The sequence below is a fragment of the Streptomyces sp. JNUCC 63 genome, from assembly GCF_054366325.1.
Genome location: NZ_CM135963.1, coordinates 5,695,750 through 5,713,283, shown reverse-complemented (window position 1 = coordinate 5,713,283; position 17,534 = coordinate 5,695,750). Strand labels below are relative to the sequence as shown.

General features: G+C 72.1%; 16 protein-coding genes. 11 read left to right on the top strand and 5 right to left on the bottom strand.

Annotated elements, in window-relative coordinates; all coding sequences use genetic code 11:
- Positions 1 to 229: 229 nt before the first annotated feature.
- The 3 genes from aceE (at position 230) to ACX25U_RS26245 (ending at position 4,558) form a co-directional block, all read left to right on the top strand.
- Entirely contained in the window at positions 230 to 2,932 is a 2,703-nt protein-coding gene (gene aceE / locus ACX25U_RS26255; protein ID WP_454383574.1) for a pyruvate dehydrogenase (acetyl-transferring), homodimeric type, read from the top strand.
- Positions 2,933 to 3,008: 76 nt separating this feature from the next.
- On the top strand, positions 3,009 to 3,983 hold the full coding sequence (locus ACX25U_RS26250) for a helix-turn-helix transcriptional regulator (RefSeq protein WP_454383573.1): 975 nt from the start codon (positions 3,009 to 3,011) through the stop codon (positions 3,981 to 3,983).
- Positions 3,984 to 4,039: 56 nt separating this feature from the next.
- Positions 4,040 to 4,558 (top strand): DUF4240 domain-containing protein, encoded by a 519-nt coding sequence (locus ACX25U_RS26245; RefSeq protein WP_454394517.1) that lies wholly within the window; start codon positions 4,040 to 4,042, stop codon positions 4,556 to 4,558.
- On the opposite strand, the gene ACX25U_RS26240 is transcribed toward ACX25U_RS26245, so the two are convergent.
- Both ACX25U_RS26240 and ACX25U_RS26235 read right to left on the bottom strand, forming a co-directional pair.
- Positions 4,555 to 4,677 carry a hypothetical protein gene (locus ACX25U_RS26240; RefSeq protein ID WP_454383572.1) on the bottom strand — a complete coding sequence of 41 codons (123 nt, stop codon included), beginning with the start codon at positions 4,675 to 4,677 and terminating at the stop codon, positions 4,555 to 4,557. The two genes, ACX25U_RS26245 and ACX25U_RS26240, sit on opposite strands and share 4 nt — an antisense overlap.
- A 61-nt stretch (positions 4,678 to 4,738) precedes the next feature.
- On the bottom strand, positions 4,739 to 5,554 hold the full coding sequence (locus tag ACX25U_RS26235) for a peptidoglycan recognition protein family protein (protein ID WP_454383571.1): 816 nt from the start codon (positions 5,552 to 5,554) through the stop codon (positions 4,739 to 4,741).
- 188 nt (positions 5,555 to 5,742) lie between these two features.
- Between ACX25U_RS26235 and ACX25U_RS26230 the strand changes: the two genes are divergently transcribed.
- Positions 5,743 to 6,927 (top strand): MarP family serine protease, encoded by a 1,185-nt coding sequence (locus tag ACX25U_RS26230; protein WP_454383570.1) that lies wholly within the window; start codon positions 5,743 to 5,745, stop codon positions 6,925 to 6,927.
- 10 nt (positions 6,928 to 6,937) lie between these two features.
- Here the strand turns inward: ACX25U_RS26230 and ACX25U_RS26225 are convergent, their stop codons facing one another.
- Complete coding sequence (locus tag ACX25U_RS26225; RefSeq protein WP_454383569.1) at positions 6,938 to 7,426, bottom strand: N-acetyltransferase family protein; 489 nt, start codon at positions 7,424 to 7,426, stop codon at positions 6,938 to 6,940.
- Positions 7,427 to 7,496: 70 nt separating this feature from the next.
- Here ACX25U_RS26225 and ACX25U_RS26220 point away from each other — a divergent pair, with 70 nt between their 5' ends.
- Complete coding sequence (locus tag ACX25U_RS26220) at positions 7,497 to 8,393, top strand: TIGR01777 family oxidoreductase (protein WP_454383568.1); 897 nt, start codon at positions 7,497 to 7,499, stop codon at positions 8,391 to 8,393.
- 179 nt (positions 8,394 to 8,572) lie between these two features.
- Positions 8,573 to 9,985, top strand: coding sequence for an NAD(P)/FAD-dependent oxidoreductase (locus ACX25U_RS26215; protein WP_454383566.1), 1,413 nt, complete (start codon positions 8,573 to 8,575; stop codon positions 9,983 to 9,985).
- 157 nt (positions 9,986 to 10,142) lie between these two features.
- Here the strand turns inward: ACX25U_RS26215 and ACX25U_RS26210 are convergent, their stop codons facing one another.
- On the bottom strand, positions 10,143 to 11,636 hold the full coding sequence (locus ACX25U_RS26210; RefSeq protein ID WP_454383564.1) for a regulator: 1,494 nt from the start codon (positions 11,634 to 11,636) through the stop codon (positions 10,143 to 10,145).
- A 245-nt stretch (positions 11,637 to 11,881) separates the two neighbouring features.
- Here ACX25U_RS26210 and lipB point away from each other — a divergent pair, with 245 nt between their 5' ends.
- From lipB to ACX25U_RS26190, 4 genes are all read left to right on the top strand, one after another.
- The gene (gene lipB, locus ACX25U_RS26205; protein WP_454383562.1) at positions 11,882 to 12,679 is read left to right on the top strand and encodes a lipoyl(octanoyl) transferase LipB; all 798 of its coding nucleotides are present in this window, start codon (positions 11,882 to 11,884) and stop codon (positions 12,677 to 12,679) included.
- A gap of 186 nt (positions 12,680 to 12,865) precedes the next feature.
- Positions 12,866 to 13,831 carry a lipoyl synthase gene (gene lipA / locus ACX25U_RS26200; RefSeq protein ID WP_454383561.1) on the top strand — a complete coding sequence of 322 codons (966 nt, stop codon included), beginning with the start codon at positions 12,866 to 12,868 and terminating at the stop codon, positions 13,829 to 13,831.
- Positions 13,832 to 14,108: 277 nt separating this feature from the next.
- Positions 14,109 to 14,309, top strand: coding sequence for an SCO2195 family GlnR-regulated protein (locus ACX25U_RS26195; protein WP_454383559.1), 201 nt, complete (start codon positions 14,109 to 14,111; stop codon positions 14,307 to 14,309).
- 73 nt (positions 14,310 to 14,382) lie between these two features.
- Positions 14,383 to 15,084, top strand: coding sequence for a DUF4191 domain-containing protein (locus tag ACX25U_RS26190; RefSeq protein ID WP_454383557.1), 702 nt, complete (start codon positions 14,383 to 14,385; stop codon positions 15,082 to 15,084).
- 86 nt (positions 15,085 to 15,170) lie between these two features.
- On the opposite strand, the gene ACX25U_RS26185 is transcribed toward ACX25U_RS26190, so the two are convergent.
- Positions 15,171 to 15,638, bottom strand: coding sequence for an RDD family protein (locus ACX25U_RS26185; protein ID WP_454383556.1), 468 nt, complete (start codon positions 15,636 to 15,638; stop codon positions 15,171 to 15,173).
- Between the two features lie 207 nt (positions 15,639 to 15,845).
- Between ACX25U_RS26185 and glnA the strand changes: the two genes are divergently transcribed.
- The gene (gene glnA / locus ACX25U_RS26180; protein WP_454383555.1) at positions 15,846 to 17,255 is read left to right on the top strand and encodes a type I glutamate--ammonia ligase; all 1,410 of its coding nucleotides are present in this window, start codon (positions 15,846 to 15,848) and stop codon (positions 17,253 to 17,255) included.
- Positions 17,256 to 17,534: the final 279 nt, after the last annotated feature.

Genomic DNA, 17,534 nt, shown 5'->3' with positions numbered 1-17,534 from the left:
AAAACCACACGAAATCGCGGCACCGGGTGCCCGATTCCAAGGCACCGCGTGCCGACTTTCTGGCAATCGAAGGATTTTGATCGCCAAACCTTTGATCGATCATCGATCAGGGGGTTAGAGTCACCGCTGGGCTTCCACCAAAGCCTCACGCCCTGTCCTGCCAAAGACCTAGGGCACCCCCGAACCCTTACCGACGAGGGAACCCCCTTCGACTGAGGAAGGCGGCGACATGACCGACCCCAACGCCATCCAGCCGAGCGAGCTCGACCAGCTCCCGGACCGCGACCCGGAGGAGACCGCCGAATGGCAGGCCTCCCTGGACGCCGTCGCCGAGGCGGCCGGGCCGCACCGTGCCGCGTATCTGATGCGCCGCACGCTGGAGCGTGCCGAGGGCACAGGCGTCGCCCTGCCCAAGCTCCTCGAGACGGACTACGTCAACTCCATCCCCACCGCCGCCGAGCCGGCCGTCCCCGGTGACGAGGCCCTGGAGGCCCGTATCACCGCCTGGAACCGGTGGAACGCGGCGGCGATGGTGACCCGCGGCAGCAAGTACGGCGTCGGCGGCCACATCGCCACCTTCGCCTCCGCGGCCTGGCTGTACGAGACCGGCTTCAACCACTTCTTCCACGGCAAGGAGGGCGACGGCTCCGGCGACCAGCTCTACCTCCAGGGCCACGCCTCCCCGGGCATCTACGCCCGCGCCTTCCTCGACGGCCGGCTGACCGAGCAGCACCTGGACAACTTCCGCCAGGAGGCCGGCGGCAACGGCCTGCCCTCCTACCCGCACCCGCGCCGCCTGCCCTGGCTGTGGGAGTTCCCGACGGTGTCGATGGGCCTCGGCCCGATCTCCGCCATCTACCAGGCCCGGTTCAACCGCTACCTCACCAGCCGCGGCATCAAGGACGTCTCCGACTCCCACGTCTGGGCGTTCCTCGGCGACGGCGAGATGGACGAGCCGGAGTCCACCACCGCGCTGACGCTCGCCTCCCGCGAGGGCCTGGACAACCTCACCTTCGTCATCAACTGCAACCTGCAGCGCCTGGACGGCCCGGTCCGCGCCAACTTCAAGATCGTGCAGGAGCTGGAGGCCCTGTTCCGCGGCGCCGGCTGGAACGTGATCAAGACGCTGTGGGGCTCGGCCTGGGACGAGCTGTTCCGGCTCGACACCACGGGCGCGCTGGTACGCCGGCTGCGCGAGGTGCCGGACGCGCAGATCCAGACGTACCAGACCCGTGACGCCGCCTACATCCGCCAGGACTTCTTCGGGGCCGACCCGGCGCTCGCGGAGATGGCGAGGCTGCTGAGCGACGACAAGATCATCGAGTGCTTCCACCTCTCCCGCGGCGGCCACGAGTCCCGCAAGGTCTACGCCGCCTACAAGGCCGCCCTCGCCCACAAGGGCGCCCCGACGGTGATCCTGGCCCAGACGGTCAAGGGCCACACCCTCGGTGAAGGCTTCGCGTCGAAGAACGCCAACCACCAGATGAAGAAGCTGTCGGTGGACGAGTTCAAGGCGATGCGCGACCGCCTCGAACTGCCCATCCCCGACAGCGCCTTCGCCGACGGCCAGGTCCCCTACGCCCACCCCGGCGCCGACTCCCCCGAGGTGCGCTACCTCCAGGAGCGCCGCGCGGCCCTCGGCGGCCCGGCCCCGGCCCGCCGCGTCCACCCGGTCGCCCCGCTGCCCGCGCCCGCCGACAAGGCGTTCACCGCCTTCGACAAGGGCTCCGGCTCGCAGAACGTGGCCACCACCATGGCGTTCGTCCGCCTGGTCAAGGACCTGGTCCGCGACCGGGAGACGGGTCGGCGCTGGGTGCCGATCGTCCCGGACGAGGCGCGTACCTTCGGCATGGAGAGCCTGTTCCCCTCGCTCGGCATCTACTCGCCCATGGGCCAGACGTACGAGCCGGTCGACCGCGACCAGCTGATGTACTACAAGGAGGCCAAGAACGGCCAGATCCTCAACGAGGGGATCACCGAGGCCGGTTCGATGGCCGACTTCATCGCGGCGTCCACGTCGTACGCGACGCACGGCGAGGCGATGATCCCGTTCTACATCTTCTACTCGATGTTCGGCTGGCAGCGCACCGCCGACCAGATGTGGCAGCTCGGCGACCAGCTCGGCCGCGGCTTCCTGGTCGGCGCCACGGCGGGCCGTACGACGCTGACCGGCGAGGGCCTGCAGCACGCCGACGGCCACTCCCCGGTCATCGCGGCGACCAACCCGGCGGCACTGACGTACGACCCTGCGTTCGCGTACGAGATCGCGGTCATCGTCAAGGAGGGTCTGCGCCGTATGTACGGCGAGGCCGCGCCCGGCGAGGACCAGGACGTCTTCTACTACCTGACCGTCTACAACGAGCCGCTGCCGCAGCCGGCGAAGCCGTCCGGCCTCGGCATCGACGAGGGCATCGTCAAGGGCCTGTACCGCTTCAACACGGCGGAGTCGGCGGGGCTTTCCGTCCCGGCCAACGCCCCGCGGATCCAGCTGCTCGGCTCCGGCACGGCGATCCACTGGGCGCTGGACGCGCAGCGGCTGCTCGCCGAGGAGTGGGGCGTGGCCGCCGACGTGTGGTCGGCGACCTCCTGGGGCGAGCTGCGCCGGGACGCCCTGGAGGCCGACGCGGCCGGCCTGCGCGGCGAGGAGCGGGTGCCGTACGTCCGTCAGGCGCTGCAGGGCGCCGAGGGCCCGGTTCTCGCGGTCTCCGACTACATGCGTCAGGTCCCGGACCAGATCGCGCAGTGGGTCGAACAGGACTACACCTCGCTGGGCGCCGACGGCTTCGGTCTGTCGGACACCCGTGAGGCCGCCCGCCGCCACTTCGGCGTCGACGCCCAGTCGATCGTCGTCGCCGCCCTGGCCCAGCTCGCCCGGCGCGGCGAGGTGAAGGCCTCGGCGGTCAAGGAGGCGCGGGAGAAGTACGGCCTGTAAGGGCTCGCGTGTGACGGAGGGGTACGGCGACTCGCCGTACCCCTCCGTTGCCGGCGGCCCCCGGCATGATGGCCGTATGCGTGCCGCCCGCCTGATCAAAATGGTGCTGCTGCTCCAGTCGCGGCCCTCCATGACCGCTGCCGAGCTCGCCCGGGAGCTGGAGGTGTCGGAGCGGACCGTCACGCGGGACGCGCAGGCGCTGTCGGAGGCGGGCGTGCCGGTGTACGCCGACCGGGGCCGGGCCGGGGGCTACCGCCTGGTGGGCGGCTACCGCACCAGGCTGACCGGGCTGGCCCGCGGTGAGGCCGAGGCGCTGTTCCTGAGCGGCGTACCGACGGCCCTCAGGGAGATGGGGTTGGAGGACGCCGCGTCGGCCGCCCGGCTGAAGGTGTCGGCGGCGCTGCTGCCCTCCCTGCGCGACGCCTCCCGTACGGCGGCGCAGCGCTTCCACCTGGACGCGCCCGACTGGTTCCGGGAGCCGAAGACCCCCGAGCTGCTGCCGGCGGTCGCGGACGCGGTGTGGGACGACCGGCGGATCACCGCGCGGTACCGGCGCGGCGAGGAGGAGGCCGTGCGGGAGCTGGAGCCGTACGGGCTGGTGCTCAAGGCGGGCGTGTGGTACCTGTGCGCGCGAGTCGCCGGGCCCGGTTCCTTCCGGGTGTACCGCATCGACCGGTTCACCACGGTGGAGGCGGCCGGGGAGCGGTTCGAGCGGGACGGCGGCTTCGACCTGCCCGGCTTCTGGGAGGAGCGGGCGGAGCAGTTCGCGCGGTCGATCCTGCGGGCCGAGGTGGTGGTGCGGCTGTCCGAGGAGGGCGTACGGCGACTGGTGCACGCCGTGGGTCCGGTGCCGGCCCGGGAGGCGCTGGCGGCGGCCGGCGCGCCTGACGAGCACGGGTGGGTGACGGTCACCGTGCCGGTCGAGTCCGAACAGGTCGCGCACACCCAACTCATGGCGCTCGGGCCGGAGGTCGAGGTGCTGGCCCCCAAGGCGCTGCGGGAGCGTTTCGCGCGCGACGCGGCACGGCTGGGCGCGCTGTACCGGTCATAACAATCCGCCGTACTCCGCGTGCGCCCCCCGGCGCGAGGGCCGATGCTTGAGCCGTGATGGACGAGACGGAGTTCTGGGAGCTGATCGACGGCAGCCGCGAGGCAGCCGAGGGCGATCCGGAGGAACAGGCCGATCTGCTCGTCGAGCGGCTGCTCGGCTGCGACCCCGAGGTGATCCTGGACTTCGCCCGTCACTTCGAGTCCCGGTACAACCGCGCCTACCGCTGGGACCTGTGGGGCGCCGCCTGGGTGCTTCTGGACGGGGCCAGCGACGACGCCTTCGACTTCTTCCGGTGCTGGCTGATCGGCCAGGGCCGGGAGGTCTTCGAGGGCGCCCTGCACGACCCGGACTCGCTCGCCGACCTGCTGGACGACTTCGACGAGGAGATCGACGGCGACGGCGAGGAACTCGGCTACGCCGCCGACGAGGCCTACGAACAGCTCACCGGCACGGTCGCCCCCGACCTCGGCCTCGCGCCGGCCCCCGCCGAACCGGAGGGCACCCCGCTCGACTTCGAGAACGACCGGGTCCTCGCCCAGCGCTACCCCAAGCTGTGGAACCGCTTCCGCGATTAGGTCCCGCGCCACGTGAAGCGGGGTGCCGCGTTGGCCTGGTCGAGGACGGACGCGGTGACGTCGGCGGGTCCGAGGAGGACCGTGGCGACCGCGCACGCCACCGTCCAGGGGCCGCGCACGGCCGCCGTCCATCCCGCCGCTGTGCGCTCCCGGGTCGCCCTCCGGGGGCGTCGCCGGGGATCAACTCCTCCCCTGCAGTCGGGCCGCCGTCTCCCGGATCACCGGCAGGCGGAGCGTCAGGGCCGCCCCCGGGCAGTTGGTCCTGAAGCCGTCCTTGTGGCCGGACAGGGCGGGGAGCAGGGCGGTGGTACCGGCCTTGTAACGGCTGTGGCTGTTGCTGGAGACGAGGCTGACGCTCGCGCGCGGGTCGACTCCGGCCAGGCCCAGCTTCCAGGCGGCCAGCGCGGCGATCGCGTCCGTCATGGCGCGCGGCACGGGTGTCCCGGCCGTGAACGTGCCTATGGCCGCGATGCCCGCCGTGCGGTGGTTGAAGCCCTGGGTGTGGGCGCCGGTGACCGGGCGGTCGACGCCGCCGGCGCGGCCCTCGTAGACGGTGCCGCAGCGGTCGACGAGGAAGTTGTAGCCGATGTCGTCCCACTGGCGGACGCCGGTCTGCCCGGCGTACAGGTGGCGGATGATGCCCGGGGTGTCGGCACAGTCGTAGCCGCCTGGCGAGTCGGTGTGGTGCACGAAGACGGCGACGACCTTGTCGTCGTAGTGCGGGGGCGGCTGCGTGTGCCGGACGGTGGCGTCCAGCCAGGCCGAGCGGGGCACGATCCGCGGCCGGGGCGCGCCGCCGTACCCGGGTGCGGAGGGGTCGGGTACGACGGCCCGCGCGGACACCGATACGGAAACGTTCCCTCCGGAGCCGGGGGCGTACAGCAGCACCCCGACCACGGCGGCACCCGGCAGACAGCACAGCAGCACCACCAGGGCGCGGGGCGGCCGTCCCGGGCGCCGGTTCCGGGCGCGCCCGGTGATTCCCACAACACGCATGCCCCCACTGTCGGCCCGTTGCGCTCCGCCCGCGATGTGCACTGTGCCACCCGGTGGAACCATCGTCCTGGTCCGGGACGTTTCTGGGGGTACACGTACACGTGGCCGGTCCCCGGACCCACGTGCGCGTGGCTGATCACTGGGCCCGTCCGACGCGTACTTGAGGGTCCGAGAGAAAGGCGGCGCGAGTGGACCTGCTGGACCTGCTGTTGGTGTTGGTGATCCTCGTCTACGCCGCGTCCGGCTACCGGCGGGGCCTGGTGGCCGGATGCGTCTCCCTGGCCGGTTTCGTCGGCGGTGCGGTCGTCGGCGTGTGGATCCTGCCGTGGGTGATGGGCTTCGTCACGCGCGGGACGACGGCGGCGACGGTCACCGCCGTGCTCACGGTGCTGGTGCCTGCCGCGGTGGGTCACGAACTGGCGGGGCGTCTGGCGCTGCGGCTGCGGCGAGAGCTGGACCACGGCCCGCTGCGGGTGGCCGACGGCGTCGGCGGGGCCGTCGCCAACTCGGTGGCGGTGCTGATCGTCGCCTGGGTGGCCGCGAGCGTCCTGGGCGCCTCCTCCTCCCCGGTGGTGACCTCGGCGATACGCGACTCGAAGCTGCTGGGCACCGTGCAGAACGCGATGCCGGACACCACCCCGGCCTGGTTCTCGCGCGCCACCTCCGCGCTGACCGAGGCGGGCTTCCCGCAGGTCTTCAACCCGTTCGAGAACGAGCCCGCGGCGGGCGTGGCCAGACCCTCCGGCGACAGTGTGACGGCGAGCGCGACGACCGCCGCCCGGCTCAGCACGGTCAAGATCGAGGGCATCTCGGGCAACCAGGGCCGCGAGGGCAGCGGCTTCGTGTACGCGCGCCGGCACGTGATGACCAACGCGCACGTGGTGGCCGGCATCGACAACCCGACCGTGCGGGTCGGCGGCGTCGGACGGTCGTACGAGGCGCGGGTGGTGCTGTTCGACCCGGACCGGGACGTGGCCGTACTGTACGTCCCCGAACTGCGGGCCCCGGTGCTGCGGTTCGACGACACCGCCACGCGCGGCGAGGCGGCGGTGGTCGCCGGCTATCCGCAGGACGGCAGCCTGGACCTGCAGGCGGCGACGGTCGCCAACCGGATCCGGGCGACGGGCCGGGACATCTACAACAGCGCCACGGTCACCCGGGAGATCTACTCCATCCGCTCCACCGTCCGCCCGGGCAACTCCGGCGGCCCGCTGCTCACCACGGACGGCCGGGTCTTCGGGATGGTCTTCGCCCGGTCCACCTCCGACAGCGAGACCGGCTACGTGCTGACGGCGGCCGAAATCGCCCCGGACGCGCGGTGGGCGGCGAGCGCGACCACACCGGTGGACACGGGCCGGCTGGTCACCTCGTGACGCGCACGGCTCACACGGGGCGGCCCATGAGCACGTCGTCGACGTAGGCGCCGTCCAGGTGGAACTCCTCCGGCAGGACGCCCTCCACCACGAAGCCCTCGGACTCGTACAGCTCGCGGGCCGGGGTGTTGTGCCCGAGCACCCGCAGGGTGAGGCGGCGGGCGCCCTGCCGGCGGGCCTCCTCGACGGAGGCGCGCAGCAGGGCGCGGCCCACGCCCTGGCCTCGGGCCTGTTCGGCCACGGCGAGCCCGCGGACCATCCGTACGTGCGCGTTCGACGCGAGCTCCGTGGCGAGACCGAGGCGGAGGTAGCCCACGAGGCGGCCGTCGAGCTCGGCGACGAGGTGGTCCTTCGGTCCGCTCCGCTCGCCGAAGAAGGGTTCGTACGGCTGCTGGGGGCGCGGTTGCACGGAGTGCAGCGGGGACCAGGTCTCGCGGTCGAGTCGGCCGAGAGCGTCCTCGTCGTCGTACATGGCGTGGCGTATGAGCGGAACCGGCATGGGGCCACCCTATGCGCGGGCCCGGTGGCGCCCACCGGATTTTCGGGCGGTCGCCCGGCAGGATGGTGCCATGGAACGTTCGCGAATCGCGGTGGCCGGCGCGTCCGGTCTCATCGGCGGCGCACTGGTGCGGTCCCTGCGGGCGGACGGGCACGAGGTGGTGCGCCTGGTGCGCCGTACGCCACGCGGCACGGACGAGGTCCGCTGGGACCCGGCCGGGCGGTCGGTGGACGTGGCCGGGCTCGCCGGGTGCGACGTGGTGGTCAATCTGGCGGGCGCGGGGGTGGGCGACCACCGCTGGACCGAGGCGTACAAGAAGGAGATCCGGGACAGCCGGGTGCTGGGCACGGCGGCGCTCGCCGAGGCCGTCGCCTCCCTGGACGTACCGCCGCGGGTGTTCGTCAGCGGCAGCGCGATCGGCTTCTACGGCGACACCGGGGACCGGGCCGTCGACGAGGACGCGCCGCCCGGGGACGGTTTTCTGCCACGGCTGTGCGTGGAGTGGGAGCAGGCCGCCGCTCCCGCGCGGGAGGCGGGCGTGCGGACGGTGTTCGCGCGCACCGGGCTGGTGGTGGCCCGCCGGGGCGGGGCGTGGGAGCGGCTGTTCCCGCTGTTCAAGGCCGGGCTCGGCGGGCGGCTCGGGGACGGGCGGCAGTACTGGTCGTTCATCGCGCTGCACGACGAGGTGGCCGCGCTGCGCCATCTCATCGACACCGGGAGCCTGTCCGGGCCGGTCAACCTCACCGCGCCGCAGCCGCTGACGAACCGTGAGATCACCGCGGCGATGGGCCGGGTGCTGCACCGGCCGACGCTGCTGTCCGTGCCGGCGCCGGTGCTGCGGGGTGTGCTCGGGGAGATGGCGGGGGATGTGCTGGGGAGCGCACGGGTGGTGCCGAAGCGGCTGCTGGAGTCGGGGTTCTCGTTCGTCTTTCCGGGAATCGAGGACGCCGTACGGGCGGCGCTGTGACGCCTGCGACGGCAGCGACGAACCCTGGGGCCGTGTGCGACCGCCGTGCGACCGTGCCCTGCCCATGTGCGACCGTTCCTGACCGGTCACGGGCCTAACCTCGACGCGAACTCGGGTATTCCTCAAGCCGGTTGAGGGCATCACTGCCCCACCTGCCGCGCAACCTCGAGGAGGGGCACGTGCTTGAGCCCGCGTATGAGGCGGACGTCGTCGTCGTGGGAGCCGGAGTCGCCGGGCTCTCGGCGGCGCATCGGCTGACCAGCGCAGGAGTGACCACCGCGGTCCTGGAGGCCGCCCCTTGGGTGGGCGGCCGTATGTCGACGGAGAAGGTCGACGGGTTCCGGCTCGACCGGATCGGACAGCTGCTGTCCACGTCGTACCCCCATCTGGCCCTGAGTCCGGGGCTCGACGCGCTCGTGCTGCGCCCCTTCGCGCCGGGGGTCCTGCTGCACAGCGACGGACGGCACCACCGCGCGGGCGCCCCGGCGCACGGGGGGAGCACGAGGAGCGCACTTCACGTCGTGCGCGCCCTGGCAAGCGCCCCCCGGCCGCCCGCGGCCCGCCAGGGCGTGCGGCCCCGCACGAGTGACGTGTCGGGCGCCACCGCGCCGTTCCTCGACGGCCCGCCCTCCGGGCGGCTCGGCCGCGGCGCGTCCCTCCGGCTGCGCTCCGCGCTGGCCCGGATCGCCGCCACGCCCGTCGACCGCCTGCTGTCCCGCCCCGAGCTGCCCGCCCGGGAGGCGCTGGCGGCCCGAGGCCTGCCCGCCCGCACGGTCGACGGCTTCCTGCGTCCGCTGCTGGCCTCCCTGCTGTGCGACCCGGACCTCACCACGTCCAGCCGTTGCGCGGACCTCGCCCTGCACGCCTTCGCGTCCGGCCGGCTGTGCCTGCCGGAGGGCGGCGCGGAGGTCCTGCCGGAACTGCTCGCGCGCTCCCTGCCACCGGGCACCGTGCACACCGGCGTCCGGGTCACCTCGGTCTCCACCACCGCGGTGACCACCGCCGAGCACGGCGAGATCCGCTGCCGCGCCGTACTGGTCGCCACCGACGCGCGCACCGCCGCCGGGCTGCTGCCCGGGCTGCGCGTGCCGGACTTCCACCCGGTGACGGTGGTCCACCACACGACGGACGAGCCCCCGGCGACGGGCGGGTACCTGCTGCTCGACGCGGACCGCGGCGGCCCGGTCGCCCACACGGCGGTGATCAGCCGCGTCGACCCCTCCCGCGCCCCCGCCGGCCGCGCCCTGGTGTCTTCGACCGTCCTGGGAACGCCCCCGCCCGACGTCGACACCGCCGTACGCCGCCACCTGTCCCGCCTCTACGGCACCTCCACCACCCGCTGGGAGACCCTGGCCGTGCACCACACCCCCGAGGCCGTCCCCGCGATGCGCCCCCCGCACGACCCGCGCCGCCCGGTACGGCTGCTGGCGGGCCTGTACGTCTGCGGCGACCACCGCGACACCAGTACCGTCCAGGGCGCCCTGTACTCGGCCCACCGGGCCTCCACGGCCGTCCTGGCCGACCTGCGGGCGGGCCGCCCGATGCACACCGCGGACCCACGCCCGGCCACCCCACCGGCCGCGGCGGCCTGACCCACGCCGGACGCGCCGCTACGGCGGCCCCGGGAGCCACTCCGGGGCCGCGCCCTGCACGCGCCCGGTGACCACCGGGACACCAGGACCGTCCGGCACCGCCCCGGCGGGGCCGGCCGCCGGGCCACCGGGACGCACCGCCCCGGCGGTCCCGTGGTCAGCCCAGGGCCGCGACCTTGTCGCGGTAGGTGCGCACCGGGGTGGCGTCCTTGTACGGCTCCAGGCGGCGTTCGAAGTCCCTGACGTACTCGAGAGCCCGTACCGAGCGCATGTCCGCCGCCTGGGCCGCCGCCTCGGCGCCCAGGCGGCAGGCCTGGTCCAGGTCGCCGAGGCCGAGGCGGGCGGTCGCGAGGACCACCCGGCAGAACAGGCGGCTGCGGGCGTACGCGGGGGCGCGCAGCTGGAGCGAGCGCTCGGCGTGCTGGGCGGCGGCACGGTACTGCTGCAGATCCCGGTGGCAGTGCCCGAACTCGTCGGCCAGCTGCGCCTCGTCGAAGGACCGCGCCCAGACCGGCACCTCGTCCCCGGGCCGCGCGGCCTCCAGGCAGCGCTCGGCCCGCGCCAGGGACGCGGTGCAGGCGCGCACCTCGCCGAGTACGCCGTGCCCGCGCGCCTCGACGGCGTGCAGCAGCGCCTGCACGCCGGCCGGGGCCGAGCTGCCGAGCCCCTGCTGGGCCACCCTTACGAGCTGCACCGCCTCCCGCCCGTGCCCCAGGTAGACGGCCTGCCGGCTCATGGTGACGAGGACGTAGGCGCCGTAGGACCGGTCCCCCGCGGCCTGGGACAGCCGCAGTGCCTGGACGAAGTAGCGCTGGGCGAGCCCGTGCGCGCCGATGTCGTACGACGTCCAGCCCGCGAGCCGGGTCAGATCGGCGGCCGCCCCGAACAGCCGGCGCCCGGTCTGCTCCCCGTAGGCGCCGCGCAGCATCGGCTCGCACTCGTGCTCCAGGTAGCGCACGAGGGCCTGGCGGGCGTGGCCGCCGCCGTACATGTCGTCCAGGGTGCGGAACAGTTCGCCGACCGAGCGCAGCGCGGCGATGTCCCCGGCGGTGACCTTCTGGCCCGGTTCGCGCTCGGTCCGGCTCGGGGTGCCCCGGCCGCGCTGCCGGGGCACCCCGGGCACCGCCGGGTCGGGCGCGAGCGCCGGCCCGGCGGCGGGCCGTCCCTGCACGGGGACCCCGGCGCCGGGCACCTCGAGCCGGGCCACCCGGTCGTCGGCCCGCCCGATCAGCCAGTCCCTGCTGGGCACCACCAGCCCCGCCGGGGTGAAGGCGATCCTGCGCAGCTCGGCGTGGCTGCCGGAGTCCTTGCGCCACAGCCCGCCGACGATGTCCACGGCCTCCTCCGGCGTGGCGGCGAACTCCAGCCCCGCGTACACCGGCGCGCAGGCGTCCAGGCCCAGGTCCTGGGTGGTCAGGCGGCGGCCCAGGCGCCGGGTGAAGACCTCCGCGATGAGGGCGGGCGTGGTGCCCCGCGGCTGCTGGCCGCGCAGCCAGCGGGTGACCGACGTCTTGTCGTATCTCAGGTCAAGCCCGTGTTCGAGACCGAGCTGGTCCACGCGACGGGCCAGACCCGCGTTGGAGAATCCCGCTTCTGCGATGAGCGCGGCGAGCTGGCGGTTGGGAGTGCGCGGCGCGGGTCGTTCCGTCATCTGCGGTGCGGTCTCCTGCCTTTCGGGCGTCCACGCGGCCGCGTGGATGCCCGGATTGCCTGTGAGCAGCCTTTACGGCCTCATGAACGGCGCGAATGTAGCGGAGAGTGAGCAGCCGACCGCGGTCTTCGCCAGCCATTCATCCGATCGTGTGAGGATTGCCCGCGAGGCTGACGTCCGTCGGCCGGACGTACAGTGGCGTGGGCACGTTTCGTGCCTTACGACCTTCCAGGGAGGCGCTTGCCGTGAGTGGGTTGCGGTTCATCCGCATGGGATTCGGTACCGAGGCCGTGGACTACCAGGCGGCCTGGGACGAGCAGCGCCGGGTGCACGCCGCCCGGTTCGCGGACGAGATCCCCGACACCGTGCTGCTCCTGGAGCACCCGCCGGTCTACACGGCCGGCCGGCGCACCGAGGACAGCGAGCGCCCGCTCGACGGCACGCCCGTGATCGACGTGGACCGCGGCGGCAAGATCACCTGGCACGGCCCCGGCCAGCTGGTCGGCTACCCGATCCAGAAGCTGCCCCGCCCGGTGGACGTGGTGGCCCACGTACGACGCCTCGAGGAGGCTCTGATCCGCGCCTGCGCGGAGTTCGGCCTGGAGACCACCCGAGTCGAGGGCCGCAGCGGGGTGTGGGTGCTCGGCGACCCGGTCGAGCAGCGGCCGTCGCTGGGCGGGCTGTCGCTGGACTTCGATCCGCGGCTGACCGACGACGAGTTCGACCCGCGGCTCAACGGCCCGGAGTACGCCCCCTCCAACGCCGGGCAGCGGCGCGAGGACCGCAAGATCGCCGCGATCGGCATCCGGGTCGCCAAGGGCGTCACGATGCACGGCTTCGCCCTGAACGTGAACCCCGACAACAAGTGGTTCGACAAGATCATCCCCTGCGGAATCCGCGACGCGGGCGTCGCCTCACTGGCCGGCGAGCTGGGCCGCGAGATCACGGTCGAGGAGGTCCTGCCGGTCGTCGAACGGCACCTGCGGGACGTACTGGAGAACGCGGAGCTGAAGCCGCGGGAGATCGAGAAGACGCCGGCGTGAGTCAGCCGGTCCGGGGGTCCCCCTGCTCGAAGAGCTCGGGGGAGTTCGAGGCGAGGCCGTTCAGGCCGACAGCGGGGGTCCGGGGGCGCAGCCCCCGGGGAGACGGGAAGGGTAGGGGCGGCGGGGCGGAACAAACCCCGACGTACCCTGGGGGACACCGAAGAGTCAATTGCTAGGGAGCCGGTCGTGTCCGCAGTCGCACCCGACGGACGCAAGATGCTGCGCCTGGAGGTCCGCAACAGCCAGACCCCCATCGAGCGCAAGCCCGAGTGGATCAAGACCCGGGCGAAAATGGGCCCCGAATACACGAAGATGCAGAACCTCGTCAGGAGCGAGGGCCTGCACACGGTCTGCCAGGAAGCCGGCTGCCCGAACATCTACGAGTGCTGGGAGGACCGCGAGGCCACCTTCCTCATCGGCGGCGACCAGTGCACCCGGCGCTGCGACTTCTGCCAGATCGACACAGGCAAGCCCGAGGCCCTGGACCGTGACGAGCCGCGCCGCGTGGGCGAGTCCGTGGTCACCATGGACCTGAACTACGCCACCATCACCGGCGTCGCCCGCGACGACCTGGAGGACGGCGGCGCCTGGCTGTACGCCGAGACCGTGCGCCAGATCCACCGGCAGACCGCGGACCGCGAGGGCGGCCGTACGAAGGTCGAGCTGCTGGCCCCCGACTTCAACGCCGTCCCCGAGCAGCTGGCGGAGGTCTTCTCCGCCCGTCCCGAGGTGTTCGCGCACAACGTCGAGACGGTCCCCCGGATCTTCAAGCGGATCCGCCCCGGCTTCCGCTACGAGCGCTCCCTGAAGGTCCTCACCGAGGCCCGCGACTACGGCCTGGTGACCAAGTCCAACCTCATCCTCGGCATGGGCGAGACCCGCGAGGAGGTCGGCGAGGCGCTCAAGCAGCTGCACGACGCGGGCTGCGAGCTGGTCACCATCACCCAGTACCTGCGCCCGTCGGTGCGCCACCACCCCGTGGAGCGGTGGGTCAAGCCGCAGGAGTTCGTCGAGCTGAAGGAGGAAGCCGAGCAGATCGGCTTCTCGGGCGTGATGTCCGGTCCGCTGGTACGGTCCTCCTACCGCGCCGGGCGCCTGTACCGGATGGCCGTCGAGAAGCGGGGCGCCTACGTCGCCACCCAGGCGGTCTGACGACGGGTGACACTCCGTCACCGGCCCTGCCCCGTAAGCGGGCGGGCAAGCGTGTGAAACCGGGCACAAGAAACTACTGCCCGGTAATGGCCGATACGACGCGGTCCTGACCGTCTTCGCAGATGAGGACGTCCGTCAGGGCCGCGTCAGCCTTTTGGCCCGCGACTCCAAGGCTTCATCGGTGTTTGACCGGTCGGTCACACCCTGGTAACACCAATCAGTGACCCTGGACTCACACCACGTACCCCGACAGCCGCCACGAGGGGGAACCTCCACCATGCAGGCCGCGCCCGTTCGCGCCACCGCGATCCCGTCCTTCACCGACGCACTGCGTGCGGTCGAGTCCCTGCTCATGAGCAGCGGCCAGCGCACCGCCCGCCGCAACGCCTGGACCTCCGTCCTGGAGGACCGCCGCCGCGCCAAGGACCGGGTCGAGGCCCAGCGCGTCCTCGACCAGTTCCCCACCGTCCGCCTCTGACCGCTCCTGCCCGCACGGGCCGTACGGGCACTGCCGTCGTCGGCCGCTCGTGGAGCCACGTAGACTTCGTGGCATGGCGAGGAAGGACAACGCAGCCACGGCTGCCAACCCCGGGCGACTGAAGCAGATCGCTCTGACCTACAAGATGACCCGCAAGGCCGACAGCAGGATCGGTCTGGTACTCGCGGGTGTCTTCATCATCACCTTCGGTGTCCTCCTCGGGATCGGCTTCGCGATCGGACACCCGATCTACCTCGGCATCCTGGGTCTGCTGCTCGCCTTCCTCGCGACGGCGATCATCTTCGGACGCCGGGCCGAGCGGGCCGCCTTCGGACAGATGGAGGGCCAGCCGGGCGCCGCCGCGGCGGTCCTGGACAACGTGGGCCGCGGCTGGACCACCACTCCGGCGGTCGCCATGAACCGCAACCAGGACGTGGTGCACCGCGCGGTCGGCAAGGCCGGCATCGTGCTGGTCGCCGAGGGCAACCCGAACCGGGTGAAGTCCCTGCTCGCCGCCGAGAAGAAGAAGATGAACCGCATCGTCGCGGACGTCCCGGTGCACGACGTGATCGTCGGCACCGGCGAGGGCCAGGTCCCGCTGAAGAAGCTGCGCACCACCATGCTGAAGTTCCCGCGTGTGCTGACCGGCCCGCAGGTCACCACCACCAACGACCGGCTGCGCGCCCTGGGCGACCTGATGAGCAACATGCCGCTGCCGAAGGGGCCGATGCCGAAGGGCATGCGGATGCCGAAGGGCGGCCCGAAGGCCCGCTGACCCACGCGCACGACGCATACGACTCCTACGACGATGGGGGCGCCCGGCCACTCCGGGCGCCCCCATCGTCGTAGGAACAGAACGCGTCAGATCCGCACCTCCACCGTGCCCGCCAGCCGGTCGTGCAGGCCGCGGCCGTCGCGGTCCCAGATCAGGGCGGGGATGGCAAGGCACAGCAGCACCGTGCGCAGCGCGGCGCGCAGCGGCTGCACGCGGCCGGTGCCCAGGGCGAGGACGCGCAGGCCGAACAGGCGCTTGCCGGGCGTGGAACCGACCGTGCCGACCGTGAGAACGCCGAGCACCAGGAAGATGAGCAGGGCCCAGTTGCCGGTGGCCTGGTTGTAGCCGTGGGTGACCAGGCTGTATGCGATCAGCATGCACATCGCCCAGTCGACGGCGAGGGCGCCGAAACGCCGGGCCGGACGGGCGATCGAGCCCGGTCCTTCTTCCGGCAGCCCCAGATGTTCACCCGGGTAACCGAAGTCGGCACCGGCGTCCTCCATGGCCGCGCGCGGCCCCGACAGCCATGATCCCATTGCTTGCCTGTTGTCCACGCGTCCACCGTACTGCGACGCTGGAGGCGGGGAGGTCGGCGGGGTGTCCACGGCCGTGACCCACACCCGAGCCGGTTAACTTCTGCGAAACAAACGGGTCACGCCCGGGAAATCACCCGTCCCTAGGGTCTAGGCAGCGTGTGCCGCGCACTGGCCGCACAATGGATCTACCACCCCGGCGGGACGGTCGGGAGTAGGAGGAGCTGGATGTTCCAGAACGCCGACGAGGCCAAGAAGTTCATCGCGGACGAGGACGTCAAGTTCATCGACGTCCGCTTCTGCGACCTGCCGGGCGTCATGCAGCACTTCACGTTGCCCGCCGAGGCGTTCGACCCCGACGAGGAGCAGGCGTTCGACGGATCCTCGATCCGTGGCTTCCAGGCCATTCACGAGTCCGACATGGCCCTGCGCGCCGACCTGTCCACCGCACGCGTGGACCCGTTCCGCCGGGACAAGACCCTCAACATCAACTTCTTCATCCACGACCCGATCACGGGTGAGCAGTACTCCCGTGACCCGCGCAACGTGGCGAGGAAGGCCGAGGCGTACCTGGCCTCCACCGGGATCGCCGACACCGCCTACTTCGGTCCCGAGGCCGAGTTCTACGTCTTCGACTCCGTCCGCTTCCGGACGGCCGAGAACGAGGCCTACTACCACATCGACTCCGAGGCCGGCGCCTGGAACACCGGCGCGCTGGAGGACAACCGCGGCTACAAGGTCCGCTACAAGGGCGGCTACTTCCCGGTCCCGCCGGTCGACCACTTCGCCGACCTGCGCGCCGAGATCTCCCTCGAGCTGGAGAAGAACGGTCTGAAGGTGGAGCGGCAGCACCACGAGGTGGGCACCGCCGGCCAGGCCGAGATCAACTACAAGTTCAACACGCTGCTCGCCGCCGCCGACGACCTGCAGCTGTTCAAGTACATCGTGAAGAACGTCGCCTGGCGCAACGGCAAGACGGCGACCTTCATGCCGAAGCCGATCTTCGGCGACAACGGCTCGGGCATGCACGTGCACCAGTCGCTGTGGAGCAACGGCGACCCGCTGTTCTACGACGAGGCCGGCTACGCGGGCCTGTCGGACACCGCCCGCTACTACATCGGCGGAATCCTCAAGCACGCCCCGGCGCTGCTGGCCTTCACCAACCCGACGGTGAACTCGTACCACCGCCTGGTACCGGGCTTCGAGGCCCCGGTGAACCTGGTGTACTCGCAGCGCAACCGCTCCGCCGCGATGCGCATCCCGATCACCGGCTCCAACCCGAAGGCCAAGCGCGTGGAGTTCCGCGCCCCGGACGCCTCCGGCAACCCGTACCTGGCCTTCGCGTCGCTGCTGCTGGCCGGCCTGGACGGCATCAAGAACAAGATCGAGCCGGCCGAGCCGATCGACAAGGACCTGTACGAGCTGGCGCCCGAGGAGCACGCCAACGTCGCCCAGGTCCCGACCTCGCTGTCGGCCGTCCTGGAGGCGCTGGAGGAGGACCACGAGTTCCTGCTCCAGGGCGACGTGTTCACGCCCGACCTGATCGAGACGTGGGTCGAACTCAAGCGCACGAGCGAGATCGCGCCGCTGCAGCTGCGTCCGCACCCGCACGAGTTCGAGCTGTACTTCGACGTCTGAGAAGCGGGGTCGGGTGATCAGGGCGGAAGTCCTGTAAACATGCTGCGACCTGCGGAAACTCTTCTCAGTAGTTCTCGCTGTCGCCGTCTGCTTTCCGGCCCCTTGTGCACCGGGTGTGCACCGCCCGGCCACTTATCTGACTTCGCGTCAGAAACACAGCGAGGGCCGCTACCCCATGGTCGAGGTAGCGGCCCTCGCCGGCTCGTCCAGGCTCTGTGTGCGGCAGCCTTCTTGGTCTCCTGGTAACGGGCCGGGGCGGTGTCCTGCGGACTGTGTGCG